Annotated in this window: 15 protein-coding genes; 8 read left to right on the top strand and 7 right to left on the bottom strand. The window is 69.2% G+C overall.

Annotation, left to right across the window (positions count from 1 at the left end; all coding sequences use genetic code 11):
• Positions 1–8 precede the first annotated feature (8 nt).
• Positions 9–1,172, top strand: a complete 1,164-nt coding sequence (gene wecB / locus ACZ7SW_RS24840; protein WP_470232860.1) for a non-hydrolyzing UDP-N-acetylglucosamine 2-epimerase — start codon at positions 9–11, stop codon at positions 1,170–1,172.
• Here the strand turns inward: wecB and tsaD are convergent.
• The 3 genes from tsaD to tsaB are packed head-to-tail and all read right to left on the bottom strand — an operon-like array spanning position 1,153 to position 3,343.
• A complete protein-coding gene (gene tsaD / locus ACZ7SW_RS24835; protein ID WP_470232754.1) occupies positions 1,153–2,199 on the bottom strand; it encodes a tRNA (adenosine(37)-N6)-threonylcarbamoyltransferase complex transferase subunit TsaD in 1,047 nt (348 codons plus the stop codon). The two genes, wecB and tsaD, sit on opposite strands and share 20 nt — an antisense overlap.
• The gene (rimI, locus tag ACZ7SW_RS24830) at positions 2,199–2,681 is read right to left on the bottom strand and encodes a ribosomal protein S18-alanine N-acetyltransferase (RefSeq protein ID WP_470232753.1); all 483 of its coding nucleotides are present in this window, start codon (positions 2,679–2,681) and stop codon (positions 2,199–2,201) included. The genes tsaD and rimI overlap by 1 nt, the downstream gene beginning before the upstream one ends.
• Positions 2,678–3,343 carry a tRNA (adenosine(37)-N6)-threonylcarbamoyltransferase complex dimerization subunit type 1 TsaB gene (gene tsaB / locus ACZ7SW_RS24825; protein WP_470232752.1) on the bottom strand — a complete coding sequence of 222 codons (666 nt, stop codon included), beginning with the start codon at positions 3,341–3,343 and terminating at the stop codon, positions 2,678–2,680. Before tsaB ends, rimI begins: the two co-directional genes overlap by 4 nt.
• Positions 3,344–3,589: 246 nt before the next feature.
• Between tsaB and ACZ7SW_RS24820 the strand changes: the two genes are divergently transcribed.
• The 7 genes from ACZ7SW_RS24820 (at position 3,590) to ACZ7SW_RS24790 (ending at position 11,398) form a co-directional block, all read left to right on the top strand.
• The gene (locus ACZ7SW_RS24820; protein WP_470232751.1) at positions 3,590–4,081 is read left to right on the top strand and encodes a hypothetical protein; all 492 of its coding nucleotides are present in this window, start codon (positions 3,590–3,592) and stop codon (positions 4,079–4,081) included.
• A gap of 4 nt (positions 4,082–4,085) precedes the next feature.
• Positions 4,086–4,682 (top strand): DUF3558 domain-containing protein, encoded by a 597-nt coding sequence (locus tag ACZ7SW_RS24815; RefSeq protein WP_470232750.1) that lies wholly within the window; start codon positions 4,086–4,088, stop codon positions 4,680–4,682.
• The gene (locus ACZ7SW_RS24810; protein WP_470232749.1) at positions 4,682–6,004 is read left to right on the top strand and encodes a WXG100 family type VII secretion target; all 1,323 of its coding nucleotides are present in this window, start codon (positions 4,682–4,684) and stop codon (positions 6,002–6,004) included. The genes ACZ7SW_RS24815 and ACZ7SW_RS24810 overlap by 1 nt, the downstream gene beginning before the upstream one ends.
• A gap of 4 nt (positions 6,005–6,008) precedes the next feature.
• Positions 6,009–6,755, top strand: a complete 747-nt coding sequence (locus ACZ7SW_RS24805; protein WP_470232748.1) for an ESX secretion-associated protein EspG — start codon at positions 6,009–6,011, stop codon at positions 6,753–6,755.
• A 109-nt stretch (positions 6,756–6,864) separates the two neighbouring features.
• On the top strand, positions 6,865–8,286 hold the full coding sequence (locus tag ACZ7SW_RS24800) for an acyl-CoA synthetase (protein WP_470232747.1): 1,422 nt from the start codon (positions 6,865–6,867) through the stop codon (positions 8,284–8,286).
• Positions 8,283–9,599: a carboxyl transferase domain-containing protein gene (locus tag ACZ7SW_RS24795; RefSeq protein WP_470232746.1), complete on the top strand. Its 1,317-nt coding sequence runs from the start codon at positions 8,283–8,285 to the stop codon at positions 9,597–9,599. The genes ACZ7SW_RS24800 and ACZ7SW_RS24795 overlap by 4 nt, the downstream gene beginning before the upstream one ends.
• 389 nt (positions 9,600–9,988) lie before the next feature.
• The gene (locus ACZ7SW_RS24790; protein WP_470232745.1) at positions 9,989–11,398 is read left to right on the top strand and encodes an MFS transporter; all 1,410 of its coding nucleotides are present in this window, start codon (positions 9,989–9,991) and stop codon (positions 11,396–11,398) included.
• A 75-nt stretch (positions 11,399–11,473) separates the two neighbouring features.
• Here ACZ7SW_RS24790 and tsaE read toward each other — a convergent pair whose 3' ends face one another.
• From tsaE to ACZ7SW_RS24770, 4 genes are read right to left on the bottom strand one after another with little or no spacing between them, the layout of a single operon-like run.
• A complete protein-coding gene (gene tsaE, locus ACZ7SW_RS24785) occupies positions 11,474–11,929 on the bottom strand; it encodes a tRNA (adenosine(37)-N6)-threonylcarbamoyltransferase complex ATPase subunit type 1 TsaE (RefSeq protein WP_470232744.1) in 456 nt (151 codons plus the stop codon).
• Entirely contained in the window at positions 11,926–13,014 is a 1,089-nt protein-coding gene (locus tag ACZ7SW_RS24780) for an alpha/beta fold hydrolase (protein WP_470232743.1), read from the bottom strand. The genes tsaE and ACZ7SW_RS24780 overlap by 4 nt, the downstream gene beginning before the upstream one ends.
• Positions 13,011–14,132, bottom strand: a complete 1,122-nt coding sequence (gene alr, locus ACZ7SW_RS24775) for an alanine racemase (protein WP_470232742.1) — start codon at positions 14,130–14,132, stop codon at positions 13,011–13,013. The genes ACZ7SW_RS24780 and alr overlap by 4 nt, the downstream gene beginning before the upstream one ends.
• Positions 14,133–14,161: 29 nt before the next feature.
• The gene (locus tag ACZ7SW_RS24770) at positions 14,162–15,262 is read right to left on the bottom strand and encodes an ABC transporter ATP-binding protein (RefSeq protein WP_470232741.1); all 1,101 of its coding nucleotides are present in this window, start codon (positions 15,260–15,262) and stop codon (positions 14,162–14,164) included.
• Positions 15,263–15,264: the final 2 nt, after the last annotated feature.

Raw genomic sequence — 15,264 nt, 5'->3', positions numbered from 1 at the left:
TGAAAACGTTGGACGTGATGCTGCTGGCCGGGACGCGCCCGGAGGCGGTGAAGCTCGCGCCGCTCGCGCTGGCCCTGGACGCCCGCCCCGGGCTGCGGCCGCTCGTCGTGCACAGCGGTCAGCACCAGGGCATGGTCGAACAGGCGCTGGCCCCGTTCGAGGTGGCGATCGACGCGTGGCTCGACGTGCCGCCGCGGGTGTCCGGCACGCAGGCGGAACTGGTGTCCGGCCTGCTGCCCGCGCTCGACGCCGCGCTGCGCCGGTACCAGCCGTCGGCGGTCGTCGTGCAAGGCGACACCACCACCGGTCTGGCCGGCGCGCTCGCCGCGTTCTGGCTCGGAATCCCGGTGGTGCACCTCGAAGCCGGCCTGCGCACGCACGACCTGGCGTCGCCGTTCCCCGAGGAGGGAACGCGGCAGATGATCTCGCGGATCGCGGCCCTGCACCTGGTCCCGACCGCGGCCGCGGGCGCGGCGTTGCTGGCCGAGGGCGTGCCGTCGGAGCGAATCACGCGTACTGGCAACACTGTCGTCGATGCCGTACTGGCGGTGGCCGCGCGCGATTTGCCCGCTCGCGATCCGGCGCTTGCCTTGCTGGAGATGGGAATCGCCGAAGCGGGCGAGCAGCTGGTGCTGGTCACGTCGCACCGACGCGAGTCGTGGGGCGAGCCGTTGACGCGCACGCTGACTGCGGTGCGTCAGATCGTCGATGCCCATCCGCGAGTGCAGGTGCTGTTCCCGGTGCATCCGAATCCGGCTGTGCGGGAACAGGTCGAGGAAGTGCTGGGCGGGGTCGCGCGGGTGACCGTCACTGAGCCGTTGGAGTATCCCGATCTCGTGCGCGCGCTGCGGTTGGCGTCGCTCGTGCTGACGGATTCCGGTGGGATACAAGAGGAAGCGCCGACGTTCGGTACGCCCGTGCTGGTGCTGCGCGACACGACGGAACGGCCGGAGGCTGTCGAAGCCGGTTGCGCTTGGCTGGTCGGCACCGATACGGAGCTGATCACCGACACTGCAGCGCGCATCCTTCGCGGGGAGATTAGCGCTGCCGCGTCAGCGAATCCGTACGGAAACGGCTCCGCTGCGGCACGGTCAGCTTTGGCGATCGAGGCTTTGCTGGGCGTGCCCGTTGACTCCGCCGCTCTGGTGAGTCCTAAAGGGACACAATGTTGACCGGCAGGCCCGGGTTCGCCGAGAAGTCCAACGGAGCCACGGCCCGGCCCGCCGCCACCACATGCGCGCCCAACGCCGCGATCATCGCACCGTTGTCCGTGCACAACCGCGGTCGCGGCACGCGCAGCTCGATACCCGCCTCCGCGCAGCGCTCCGCCGCCAGCTCCGAAAGCCGCGAATTCGCTGCCACCCCACCGGAAATCACCAACGTGCCGATGTTCTGTTCACGCGCGGCACGGATCGCCTTCGAGGTGAGGACGTCCGCGACCGCCTCCTGAAAGGACGCCGCGACGTCGTTCACCGGCACCTCGTCGCCAGCCCGCTCGGCGTTCTCCACCCAGCGCGCCACGGCCGTTTTCAAGCCAGAGAAGGAAAAGTCGAACTTCGCGTCGCGCGGACCGGTCATCCCGCGCGGGAACGCGATGGCCTTCGGGTTGCCCTGCTTGGCCGCCTTGTCAATCGGCGGCCCGCCCGGATACGGCAGCTCCAGCACGCGCGCGACCTTGTCGTACGCCTCGCCCGCCGCGTCGTCCACAGTGGACCCAAGTTCGGTGATGCTCGACGCGATGTCGTCCACTCGCAACAGTTGCGTGTGGCCGCCGGAAACCAGCAACGCCAACACCGGCTTCGGCAACGGGCCGTGCTGCAATGTGTCCACCGCGATGTGCCCGGCGAGGTGATTCACGCCGTACAGCGGCACATCCAGCGCGGTCGCATAGGCTTTCGCGGCCGAAACCCCCACCAGCAACGCCCCAGCGAGACCCGGCCCGGCCGTCACCGCGATCGCGTCCACATCGGACAGTTTCAACCCGGCCGTGGCGAAGGCCCGCTCCGCCGTCGGCACCATCGCTTCGAGATGCGCGCGGCTGGCGACCTCGGGCACGACCCCGCCGAAGCGGGCGTGCTGGTCCACACTGGACGCGACCTCGTCGGCGAGCAGCTCCACCGTGCCGTCGTCGTGCAGCCGGACGAGGCCGACTCCGGTTTCGTCGCAGGAGCTTTCGATGCCCATGATGACGCGCGCCATCAGCCGGCCACCTCGTCTCGTGCCGGGGCCTGCGCGGGGCGGGCCATGGTGAACGCGTCGGCACCGGAAGGCTGGTAGTAGCGCTTCCGAATGCCAAGTGTTTGAAAACCGTGCGCCTCATACAGCTTCACGGCGGGGTCGTTGTCCGTGCGCACTTCGAGGAAGACCGCCGCGTGCAGCTCGTCGGCGCGCGTCAGCAACGCACGCAGCAGCGCCTTGCCGATTCCCTGCCCCTGCGCTTCCGGCACGACGCCGATCGTGTGCACGCTCGCTTCGTAGTCACCGCGTCGCCCGACCACCGCGAGGCCCGCGTAGCCGAGCAGCGTCTTCTCGTCGTCCGACCGCGCGGCCAAGTAGTAATGCCCCTGGTCAAGCTCGGAATGAAACGCGCGCGCACTCCAGGGATCGTCGCCGGGAAAGAGGATCTTCTCGATCTCCGCACACCTCGCGACGTCAGCGCGGCGCAACTGGTCAAGCTTCACAGCGCGGTCACCCTCTTGCGCGCCGTGGGCTCAACAGCGTCCGGACGACGCAGATACAGCGGCGTCAGCGGCTCCGGCTCCGCGCGCTCCAGAAGCGCCGTACGCGCGACGCGCACCAACCCAGCCGGCGACGGAAACCGCGGCTCGATCGGCACCACGCCCACCGCCGCCGCGTACTGCAACGCCCCGTCCCCCGCCGCGACGCGAATGTCAGTGTCGACCTCCGCGGGCCGCTGTACGTGGGGACCGTCTGTGCGCGCGCCCGAAGCGTCGTACGCAGCCCAGTAGACCTCGCGGCGCCGCGCGTCCGTGAAGACGAGAACCGGCTTCTCCGTGCGCACCACGTCAGCAGCGATCGCGTCGAGGCTGCACACCGGGTACGCCGGAATGCCGAGCGCGTGCGCGTACGCAGCCGCCGTGGCCATGCCAGCCCGCAGTCCCGTGAAGGGCCCAGGCCCGACGCCGCACACGATCGCGTCGAGCTCGCGGAGCGTGACCCCGGCCTCTTCCGCAGCCGCGAGGGCATGCGGGGTGATCAGCTCGCCGTGCGCCCGAGGATCCACCGTGACGCGGTCCGCCCGAGTGACGAGCTCAGCCTCGTCGACGGCAACGATGCCCGCCGTCACCGCCGGAGTAGCCGTGTCGATCGCCAATACCAGCACGATTTCCCAGGATAGCTCTGGTCCGAAGGGGACCCGGGAGCGGGTTTGAGGTCCAGGAAGACACGCTCCGTGACGGAGGTGTCTCTTGTGGCCTCGCTGGGCGGGCGTGCCGACCCTTCAAGGCAGGCTCCCGGCAACTGCCCGGCTTGGGGGATTTTGTCCGCACGCGGAACCTCGACCGATTAAGCTCAGTCAGAGCATCGGTAGTCGCAGACAGTGCCGCCGGGAGCGAGGGGGAGCGTCATCGTGGGCAATGGACAGTCGTCCAGCAGCAGCCAGCCGGTGGACGGGCGCGCTGGGTATGTCGACCCGGAAGAGCAGGCCAGGCGCGACCGCCAGGACAAGCAGTTCGGCGAAGCGATGAACTCCAACGGCGTGCGCGTCTACCAGCAGCGCGCGGCCGAGGACGCCAAGGTGAACGCAGCCGCGGCGGGCGGCGGGTTCAACATGGACATCGATGCGATGAAGAAGCTGCAGCCGAAGTGGCAGGGGATCGCGGAGAAGCTCAGCGACGCGACCCAGCTGGCCACTCAGCTCCAAGCTGTGCAGAAGCCAGCCAATGACGACGCCAGCGGACTTCAAAAACAAGCTGCCGACCGGCACGCCGCAGCCTACTTGTCCAGCCTCCAGCAACAACTCAAGTACGCCCAGGGTTACGCCGATCAGTTGAAGAACGCCATCGCGAAATACGAAGGCCAAGATCACGCCAACACGGCCAGCCTCCGTAAGCAAGGATGACCCGGTGAAACCGATCGCCACCGCTGCGAGCGCCGCCGGCGTCCTGCTGCTCGCCCTTACCGCGTGCTCCTCGCCGAACGGCGGCCAGCCTGCTCCGGCGTCGTCGAACCCTCCCGCGTCCTCCAGCAACGCCGCGTCCGACGTGCCCAAGGTGGCAAACCCCCTCGACGTCGCCAAATACGAGCAGGACCCCTGCTCGGTTCTCACCCAGGCCCAGGCGACGCAAGCGTTCAACGCGGTCCGCAACCGCAAAATCGCAGGCAACGTCGCCCCGGTCTGCACCTGGAACGACAGCGAGAACAGCTCCCTGGCCATCGGCTTCCTCCCCGGACAGGGCGGGCTCGCGACCGTCTACCAAAACCGGAGCAGCGGCGGCTACTTCGAGCCGGCCCCCTCGATCGACGGATACCCGGCCGTGTTCACCAACGTCCTCGACAACCGCCAGGACGGCGGCTGCCAAGTAGCTGTCGGCGTGCGCGCCGACGAGGCATTCACCAGTTCGGTCATCCTCTTCAAACAGTCGCCGTCCTATGGCGACCCGTGTTCGGTCGCACTCAAAGCGGCCGGAGCGGCTTTAGCCACGGTCAAGGCGGGTGCGTGATGGGAACGGCTTACACCCCTCAGCAAATTGTCGATCTGATCAAGAGCGGGAGCGGCTCCGGCGGCATGTTCGCAGGCGGCGGCACGAGCAGCCAGCTTTCGGAATTGCACCAGGACATCGCCAACGAAATGCGGCAGCTGCAGGGCTCGATGAGCGAATACTGGCAAGGAGACGCCGCCGGTCAGGCGTACACCGGGGCTGGACCGTTGGTCCAGGCCAGCCAAGTCAGTGGCCAGCACTTGCAGCAGGCGCAGAACCTGTACCAAGGCCAGGGCGAGTCCTTCAACACCCTGCAGGCCAAAGTCCAGTCAGTCGGCGACATCGGCGACGAACCGGCAGGCGACTGGGTTTCCGGAACCCCTCTCTCGTTCCTTTCGAACCGGCAGGACGAGATCGACGAATGGAACCGGAAAGCCCACGAGGTCACCGAAAGCTACGACGCTTACCACCAGCAGTCGACGGACAATTCGAGTCGCTGGGCGGACTCGTCCCAATACGGTCAGCTCGCGATGCCCTCCGCGGGCGGTGACTTCACCATCACCCAGCCCGGCGGCACCGGCACCGCTCATCTGCCCACTCACTACACCCCGGGCGGCCCTGGCGGCACCGCTGGCACGTACTCCGAGGGCGGCTACGTCGGCGGCGACAACACCAACAGCACCGGCAGCACCGGCGGCAACACCAGCCACCGCGACCACACCAACGATCGCACTGGGCCGCCGGGGGTGACGCCTCCTTCGGAGAATCACCGGTGGGATCCGGGGTCCTATCCCCCGCTGCACAACGAGACGCCGGGCAAGTACCACCCGCCGCACAGCGATCTGCCGGACGACACCCGGACGTCCAGCTACGTTCCGCCGGACCTGACGAGCACCAACAACCCCAACACCACCAGCAACCCCAACTCCTGGTCGTACAACGGCAGCAACTCCAACCCCAACGGCGGTGGCAGCAGCAGCCTGTACACGCCGGGGTTGCCGGGAACCGGCGGCGACGTGAGCGGACGAGGCGGCAGCGCGGGCGGCAATGGCAACACCGGCAACGGCAATACCGGCAATGGGAACAGCGTCGGCCGAGGAGCGGGTACCGGTACCGGTCCCTTCGGGAACGGCGAAGCCGCCGGTCGGGGTGGAGCAGCGGCCGGAGCCAACGGGCGTGCGGGGGCGTCGGGCATGGGCGCGGGCGCGATGGGGCGCGGGCAGAAGGGCGAGGGCGAAGAGGACCTCGTCCACGAGACCGCCGACTACCTGGTCGAGCAGGACCCGGACGCGGCGCTCATCGGGGACCTTCCCAAGGCGGTTCCGCCGGTGATCGGGCTCTGACGGGATGCTCGTGCTCGCTCGCGAGGTGGTGCTCCCTGCCGACTGTCTTCCCGTCGCGGCGGGGCTGGCTGGGGTTTCGCTCCCGGCGGCGCTCTCGCCCGATCCACTCTGGCGCGACCCTGAGGAGACGCACGCTTACCGCGAAGCCGCGGTAAGCGCTATGGCCGACCAAGGTGTGTGGGGTCGTGGCGGTCCGGACGAGACATTCGTCCGGACCATGACCGTGTTGTGCCGTGGGGCCAGTGAGCTGTCGGCGACCGTCGAAAGCGGGCGGGATCGGCGGTATCGGCTGGTCGTCGCGGCGCGGGGGAAGGACGCGGTGCTCGCCTGTCACATGCCGTCGACCAGCACTGTCGTGTTGCGACCGGCCCGGCCGGAAGCGCTGGCGGAGGACTTGATCCGGGAGTTGCCGCGCGTCCGGCCTGCGGAGGGTCAGGCGGTGTCGGTGCCGGAATCAGCGTTGAACCTGGCGATCGACGGCGGGCCAGCGAGGCAGGACGTCCGGCATTTGCTCGACGTCGCCGCGCTGCCCCGGGAGGGCGGCGGGCAGATCACCGCAGCGGTCCGCGACGGGCTCGGCGGACGGCGGATCAGCGGCCGCGACATCTGCACGTATTACGACACCGCGCGCGGGCGCTACCTGTTCTCGTTCTCCGAAACCGACGGCGGCGAGCGGTATGTGAACGTCGCCCCGGCCCGCCACGAAACGATGGTCGAGCGGGTGCGCGCGCTGCTCGATAATCTCGCCTGAACCTGGGTACCCCTGACAATCGGGAGCTGTGAATCGCGTCGCAGGTGGCGACCGGCACAAGGCGGTACGGTGCGATTCCAGGTGCCGGTGACGCAGGAGGTCCGCGAAAGTGCCCGATCCGCTGTTCCCCGCAATCACCGCCGGATCCGGCAAGGAAGCGCTGCGCTTCGGCGACCGGAAACTCACCTACGCCGAACTCGGCGCGGTCGCCGGGGCGCTGGCCGCCGAACTGCCGCGAGACCGCCGGGTCGCGGTGTGGGCGACGCCGACGCTGCACACCAGCGTCGCGGTGGTCGCCGCACTGCTCGCCGGGGTTCCGGTGGTGCCGCTCAACCCCAAGATCGGCGAACGCGAACTCGGGCACATCCTCGCCGACAGCGAACCCGCGCTGGTGCTCGCCGAACCCGGTGTCGAACTGCCCGCCGCGCTCGATCTGCCGCGGCGCGACATTCCGTTGCAGGGCGCGGGGAAACCGCCGGCCGGCGAGCCGGATGCCGAAGCTCCCGCGTTCATCGTCTACACCTCCGGCACGACCGGCCCGCCCAAGGGCGTCGTGCTGCCTCGCCGGGCGATCTCGAGCACTCTCGACGCGCTTGAGGACGCTTGGCAGTGGACGGCCGACGACGTGCTCGTCCACGGGCTGCCGTTGTTCCACGTGCACGGCCTGATCCTGGGCATCCTCGGCCCGCTGCGCCGCGGCGGCTCGGTCCGGCACCTGGGGCGGTTCTCCCTCGAAGGCGTCACCGAGGAACTCGCGAACGGCGCGACGATGCTGTTCGGCGTCCCGACGATGTACCACCGGATCGCCGAGACGGTCGCGACCGACGAAGCCCTCGCCAACGCGCTCAAGACCGCACGGCTGCTGGTCTCCGGCTCGGCCGCGCTGCCGGTGCACGACCACCAGCGGATCACCGCCGCGACCGGACAGCAGGTCGTGGAGCGCTACGGCATGACCGAGACCCTGATGAACACCAGCGTCCGCGCCGACGGCGAGCGCAAGCCGGGCTCGGTCGGCGTCCCGCTCGCCGGGGTCGACCTGCGGCTGGTCGACGAGGCCGGTGCCGAAATCGGCGAGCCGGACGCGGTCGGCGAGATCCAGGTCCGCGGGCCGAATCTGTTCACCGAATACCTCAACCGGCCGGACGCGACGGCCGCCGCGCTCGACGGCGGCTGGTTCCGCACCGGCGACATGGCCACTCGCGACCCCGACGGCTACGTCCGGATCGTCGGGCGCAAGGCCACCGACCTGATCAAGAGCGGCGGCTACAAGATCGGCGCGGGCGAGATCGAGAACGCGCTGCTGGAACACCCGAACGTCGCCGAGGTGGCGGTGACCGGCGAACCGGACGACGACCTCGGCGAGCGGATCGTCGCCTGGGTCGTGCCGGACGGCGAGCGCCCGGCGCTCGAGGAACTCGCCGACCACGTAGCGAAGCTGCTCGCGCCGCACAAGCGGCCGCGCGTCGTGCGGTACCTGGATGCGTTGCCACGCAACGACATGGGCAAAGTCATGAAGCGAGCGCTGGGATGAGGACCACCGCGCGCGAGCTGCTTGCCGCCATCTCCGCCGGGTTCACCGACCTGTCCCTCGCAAACACTCCGGCGGACGATCCGCTCGGCTGGCCGGGATATCCGGAGGCCAGGGCAGCGGCAGCCGCGCGCACCGGCGAGACCGAATCGGTCGTCGTCGGGGAAGCCCGGATCGGCGATGTGCCCACGGTGCTGATCGCCTGGGAGTTCGGGTTCCTCGGCGGTTCGATCGGTCAGCAGACCGGCGACCGCGTCGAAGCCGCCTTCGCCCATGCGAAAGAGCGTGGACTGCCGGTGGTGTCGCTCGTCGCGACTGGCGGCAGCCGGATGCAGCACGGCATGCGCGCGCTTTCGCAGCTCCAGCGAATCGCGCGCGCCGCCGCGGACGCGCGCGCGGCGGGTGTCCCACAGATTTCCGTTCTGCGCGACCCGTCCACCGGCGGCGGCTGGGCGACGCTCGGCGCCGGTTCGGACGTCGTATTAGGACTGCCAGACGCGCAAGTGGGCTTCGCTGGCTCCCGCGTACGGCCTGCGACGTCGCCTGCGGAGGCGTACACCGTCGAAGCGAAGCTGGAGTGGGGTCAGGTCGACCGTCTCGTTGCGACGGATGAGCTGGGTGCCGTACTCGCGCGATGGCTGCAGCTGTTGGCTTCGCCGTCGACAGAGCCCGCGCCCCCGCCTAACGCCCGTCGCGAAACCGCGCTGCCAGAAACCGGCTGGGACGCTGTGCGAACGGCGCGCGCTTCTTCGCGAGCGCGGGCGCCCGAGTACCTCGACGCGTACTTCGACTGGCGAGAGAACGTACAAGGCGACCGCGCCGGTCACGTCGACGAAGGCGTGCAGTGCGGCTTCGGCTGGCGAGAAGGCCGCGCGATCGCGTACGCAGCACAGTGCGGCACCGCGACGCGTCCAGCAGGCTTTCGCACTGCAGCACGACTCGTCCGGCTGGCGTCCCGGCTAGGGATTCCGGTGTTGACGCTTGTGGACACTCCCGGCGCGGCAAACGACGCCGAAGCGGAAGAAGGCGGGATCGGACCAGCGATCGCGGAACTGTTCGAGGCGATCGCCACCGCTGCGGTGCCGGTCACCACGCTGGTGATCGGTGAAGGCGGTTCCGGTGGCGCGCTGGCTTTCGCCGCTCCGGGCGCGACCTGGATCGCCCCGGACGCCTACTTCTCGGTCACTTCGCCGGAAGCCGCGTCGGCGATCCTGAAACGCCCGATGACCGACGTGCCGACCGTGGCCGACCAGCTGCGGTTGCGTCCGCAGGATCTGGTCGGCCTCGGCCTGGCAGTCGGAATTGTCGAACCCTAGAACCCGAGAGCCCTAGAGTCCTCAAAGGTCACGCCTCGACGGCGCGGACCCGCCACTTGCGCTGCGCGTAGGACGCGAGGGTAGCCGCGACAGCGACTCCCGCGGTTGCACAGCTTGCGATGGCCACGAATACTGCCGTCATTGCGGCTCCTCCTCACGGGGTGCGCGCGTCGAATGCCGTCGGCGAATCCGGATGATCCGCTGGCCGACGCGTGCGAGTTGATGGGGTTTTACAGGTATCTACCTGCTATAACGCATGGTCCCCGCTACGCGTTACCTCCGCTACCCCCGTGCGGGAGTGAGACGTATCACGTTAGGCTTCGGGTCGATCGCGGTAGGTGACGTCGGGGGCTCTGCGCAGTGAGTCCTGCAAACGCGAAGGGAGCGATGTGACAGAGGCAGCAGACGGGAGGGGGCCGTCGGGCGGCGCCACCGTCACGGACGACGCGACAATGCGCCGGGCGGTCGGCGCGGCCGCGGTCGGCAACATCACCGAGTGGTTCGATTTCGGGGTCTACGGCTACCTCTCCACCACCATCGAGGCGCAGTTCTTCCCGCCCGGCAATCCCGCGCTGGCCCAGCTCGCGACGTTCGCGACCTTCGCGGTGGCATTCCTGGTGCGTCCGCTCGGCGGCCTGTTCTTCGGTCCGCTCGGCGACAAGATCGGCCGGACCAAGGTCCTCGCGGTGACCGTGATCCTGATGGCGACCGGCACGTTCCTCATCGGACTGATCCCGTCGTACTCGTCGATCGGGCTGGCCGCGCCGATCCTGCTGGTCTGCGCGCGGGTCCTGCAGGGCTTCTCGACCGGCGGCGAATACGCGGGCGCGATGACGTTCATCGCCGAGTACAGCCCGGACCGCCGCCGCGGCTACTTCGGCAGCTTCCTGGAGTTCGGCACCTTCATCGGGTACGCGCTGGGCGCGACCGTCTCGTCGGTGCTGCCGCTGGTTTCGACCCCGGCCTTCATGGACACCTGGGGCTGGCGGATCCCGTTCATGGTGGCGCTGCCGCTCGGCATCGTCGGCGTCTACCTGCGGACGAAGCTCGAGGAGACGCCCGCCTTCCAGCAGCTGCTCGACGAGTCCGGCAAGCGCGAGGACGCCGAGGCCCAGCACGTGGTCCGCACGATCTTCTCGAAGTACTGGCCGACGATGCTGCTGGCCGGCGGGCTCGTGGTGACCTGGAACGTCACCAACTACATGCTCACCAGCTACATGCCGACCTACCTCAAGGACGACCGCACGATGTCCGCGAACGGCGGGCAGGCGATCTCGGCCACCGCGGCGGAATGGCTGCAGATCGGCGTGCTGTGGCTGGGCGTGCTGCTGATCCCGTTCCTCGGCAAGCTCAGCGACAAGTACGGCCGCAAGCCGATCCTGTGGGTCGGCGCGGGCGGGCTGATCGTGCTCGGCCTTCCGATGGTGCTGCTGCTCAAGAGCGGTTCGCTGATCTCGGTGCTGCTCGGCCTGATCCTGATGGGACTGCTGCTGATCTGCTTCTCCTCGACCTGCCCGTCCACGCTGCCCGCGCTGTTCCCGACCGAGGTCCGGTACGGCGGGTTGTCGATTTCGTTCAACATCTTCGTGTCGGCGTTCGCCGGGACGGTGTCGCTGGTGATGAGCGCGCTGGTGCTGGCCACAGGGGATCTCAAGTGGCCTGGGTACTACCTGATGATCGCCGGGGTGGTCGGCGTGATCACGCTGCTGAAGCTGAAGGAAACCGCGAAGAAGCCGTTGCCCGGATCGGCTCCGGCATTCTCCAGCAGTGAAGAGGCTGCGGCGAAAGCCAGCCAGTAACCGGCCGATGCTGCCGCCGTCCGTGAGGGGAACCCTGAGGGAATCAGAGTCCTTCAGGGTTCCCTTCACAGCCGGTTAGGCGGCGATCAGCTCGGTGACTCGTTCGGTCCAGGAGCCGTGCGGTTCCAGCACGACGGTCCTGGTGTCGTCGTCGTGGCGGGTCAACCGGACGACCAGGTGGTCCTCCGACAGCCGCTCCGCGCTGCCCTCGCCCCACTCGACCACGACCGCGGACGACTCCAGGTCGGTGTCCAGATCGAGGTCGTCCAACTGGGACAGATCGCCGCCCAGCCGGTACGCGTCCACGTGGATCAGCGGCACCCCGGCCGCCCCCGCGGCGTGCACTCGCGCCAGCACGAACGTCGGCGAACTGACCCGCCCGCCGACGCCGAGACCGTCCGCGATCCCGCGGGTCAGCGTCGTCTTCCCGGCCCCGAGCGGACCGTCCAACAGCACCAGATCGCCCGCGCGCAGCGCCGCGCCCAGCGTCCGCCCGAAGGCCATCGTGTCCTCGGGGGTTTCCAGAATCACCTTGTCCACCACCAGTTTCGCCGGTTCGGCGCGGCGCTGCCACCACAGCGCTGCAGCAGGTCGATGAGATGGCTGTTCACCAGCTCGGGCTGTTCGAGCTGCACCATGTGCCCGGCTCCGCGCACGCGCGCCAGTTCGGCGTCTGGCAGCTCGGACGCGATTCGCTCGGCGTGCGCGAACGGCGTGAAACGGTCCGAGTCACCGCCGATGACCAGCACTTGCGCGTGTTTCAGCCCGGCCAGCACAGCGTAGCGATTGTGGCTTCCGAGAGTGTCGACGAAGTTGATCAGCCCGCGTACCGGCGTGACAGCCAGCATTTCCAGCATGAAGTCGACCAGGCGCGGCGAGACGTCGCGGCTGCCGAACGCGAGACGTCGCACTGCCTGCCGGGTCAGCTGACCGCCCGCCGCGCGCACGAACTCCACCAACCCGGGTTGCCATCCGGCCAGCTCGCCGACGCCGCGCGTGAGCGGGTTGTACTTGGACAGCAGCGGCCTCGGCAACCCGTGTGCGCCGACTTCGCCCGCCGCCGTCGCGATGAAGGCGACGCCGCATACGCGATCCTCGAAGAGGTCTGGCCGTTGCGCGGCCAGCTCCATGATCACCATGCCGCCCATGGAATGTCCCATGAGGACAATCGGTCCTTCGGACACCATCGCGCGCAGCACGCTGTCGAGGTCGTGCGCGAGCTGTTCGATCGTTGAGGTCTCAGTGGACGCTTCTCCGGACAGACCGTGGCCGCGATGGTCGTAGTAGACCTGCCGTACGCGCGGCAGACGCAGCGAAGCGACGTCGCGGCGCTGGAAGTGCCACGAGCGCCGCGAAAGCGCGAAGCCGTGTACGCCGACGAGAGTCAGATCCGGCTTTTCGCAGTCCTCAGGGTCGATCTCCTCGACCGACAGCGGCGTACCGTCTTCAGCGGCGACAGTGGACGTACGGTCCGGTTTCAGCTCGCCCAGCGGCTCGTCGGCGAAGGGGTCCTCAATCGGTTTACGTTGCTGCGTCGCCACAACTGCCGCTGCGGCACCTGTCACTACCGCTCCGACTCCGCCGACGATCGCCCACAGCCGTGCCGAAGGAGTCACGCCCGCTCCCCCACGTACCGACGGTGTACGCGCGGCCGGTACATCGATGTGACGATCTCGTAGTCGATGGTGCCGAGCTTGTCCGCCCATTCGCGCGCGGTCGGCTCGCCAGCCCAGCCCGGCCCGAACAGCACGACCTCGTCACCGACCCGAGGCACGTCCTCGTTGCCGACGTTCACCACGAGCTGGTCCATGCAGATCCGCCCGACGACCGGCCGCCGCCGCCCGCCCAGCCAGACGTCCATCCGCCCGGACAGCGTGCGCGGCACCCCGTCGGCGTACCCGGCGGGCACGAGCGCGAGCGTGGTGTCCTCCTGCGCGGTCCAGGTGTGACCGTAGGAGACGGATTCCCCGGCCGCCAGCGGCTTCGTGAGGACCACGCTGGAGCGGAACGTCATCGCCGGGCGCAGGTCGTCCTCGGTGGGCACCGGGTTGAGGCCGTACATCGCGATGCCCGGGCGGACCAGGTCGAAGTGCAGGTCGGGCCGGGTGAGCGTGGCCGCGGAATTGGCCAGGTGCCGGATCGGGTCGAGGCCGGCCGCGCGGGCCGCGTCGTACGCCTCGGAGAACAGCTTCGCCTGCGCGTCGATCGACGCGTGCCCCAGCTCGTCGGCGCAGGCCAGGTGCGACCAGATGGCCACTACCTCGACGCCGCGCGCCTTGGCCGCCGCCTCGACCAGCGCGGGCCAATCGGCGGGCGGGCAGCCGTTGCGCGACAGCCCGGTGTCGATTTTGAGGTGCACGCGGGCGCGTTTTCCGGCGCGCTCCGCGGCGGCGTCGACCCGGGCCAGCTCACCGAGGGAGCTGACGCCGAGGTCGATGTCCGCCTCGATGCCGGGCGTGAAATCCAGCTCCGGCACGTCCAGCCAGCTGAACAGCCGCACCGACAGTCCGGCGGCCCGCAGGTCGAGGCCTTCCTGCAGCGAGCAGGTGCCGAGCCAGGCGGCCCCGGCTTCGACTGCGGCGCGGCCTACCGGAACCGCGCCGTGGCCGTACGCGTCGCCTTTGACCACGCACATCACGGCCGCACCGGGTGCCCGGGCGGCCAGCAAGGAAACGTTGTGGCGCACTGCGCCGAGATCGACCACGGTCTCGGCGTGCGGAGAACTGGCAGTCATAACGACTGCCAGTTTCCCACGTCATCGGCTCAGGAGAGACGCTGCCCGGACGTGCCGGAGAACACGTGCAGCTCGTCCGGACGGATCCGCAGGTGCAGGGTGTCGCCCATGCGCGGCGGCGTACGCGGGTCGACGCGCGCGACCACGTTGCGTGACGAACCCTCCGCGGTCTCCTCGACGCCCGCGCCGAGCTTGCCGTAGACGTAAGCGTCCGAGCCCAGCTCTTCGACCAGCTCGACCTTGATCGGCAGGGCGCCGTCGGCGTCGGTGGTGACCTCCAGCGACTCCGGACGGAAACCGATGGTGACCGTGTCGCCGTCGGCCGCGGACCGGACCTCGGGCTTGAGCGGCACCTGCACGCCGCCGACCTCGGCACCGTCCGCGGTGAGCTTCGCGGCGACCAGGTTCATCGCCGGCGAACCGATGAAGCCCGCGACGAAAACGTTTGCGGGCCGGTCGTACAGCGCGCGCGGGGTGTCGCACTGCTGCAGCAGACCGTCCGACAGCACCGCGACGCGGTCACCCATCGTCATGGCCTCGACCTGGTCGTGGGTCACGTACACGGTGGTGACGCCGAGCCGGCGCTGCAGCGCGGCGATCTGCGTACGGGTCGAGACACGCAGCTTCGCGTCGAGGTTCGACAGCGGCTCGTCCATGAGGAACACCTGCGGCTCACGCACGATCGCGCGACCCATCGCGACACGCTGGCGCTGACCACCGGACAGCGCCTTCGGCTTGCGGTCCAGGTACTGCTCGATGTCCAGCAGCTTGGCCGCGTCGAGCACCTTCTGCTTGATCTCCGACGCGGGCCGCCCGGCGATCTTCAGCGCGAAGCCCATGTTCTGCGCGACCGTCATGTGCGGGTACAGCGCGTAGTTCTGGAACACCATCGCGATGTCGCGCGAACGCGGCGGCAGCTGCGTGACGTCGCGGTCGCCGATCCAGACCGCGCCGTCGTCGATGTCCTCCAGGCCCGCGAGCATCCGCAGCGCGGTGGACTTGCCCGAGCCCGACGGTCCGACCAGCACCAGGAACTCGCCGTCGGCGATCTCCAGGTCCAGCGCGTCGACGGCGGGACGCTCGGTCCCGGAGTAGCGCCGGGTCGCCTTGTCGTAGGTGATGCTGGCCATCG

Source organism: Amycolatopsis sp. NPDC114484 (assembly GCF_055633755.1).
Note: the sequence above shows the minus strand (reverse complement) of the source record. Positions and strands in the feature narration are given on the sequence as shown.

Bases quoted from the DNA above. Each gene is read 5' to 3' on its own strand.
- tsaD (WP_470232754.1), bottom strand. From the start codon at position 2,199: ATGGCGCGCGTCATCATGGGCATCGAAAGCTCCTGCGACGAAACCGGA.
- ACZ7SW_RS24810 (WP_470232749.1), top strand. From the start codon at position 4,682: ATGGGAACGGCTTACACCCCTCAGCAAATTGTCGATCTGATCAAGAGC.
- ACZ7SW_RS24805 (WP_470232748.1), top strand. From the start codon at position 6,009: ATGCTCGTGCTCGCTCGCGAGGTGGTGCTCCCTGCCGACTGTCTTCCC.
- ACZ7SW_RS24795 (WP_470232746.1), top strand. From the start codon at position 8,283: ATGAGGACCACCGCGCGCGAGCTGCTTGCCGCCATCTCCGCCGGGTTC.
- alr (WP_470232742.1), bottom strand. From the start codon at position 14,132: ATGACTGCCAGTTCTCCGCACGCCGAGACCGTGGTCGATCTCGGCGCA.
- ACZ7SW_RS24770 (WP_470232741.1), bottom strand. From the start codon at position 15,262: ATGGCCAGCATCACCTACGACAAGGCGACCCGGCGCTACTCCGGGACC.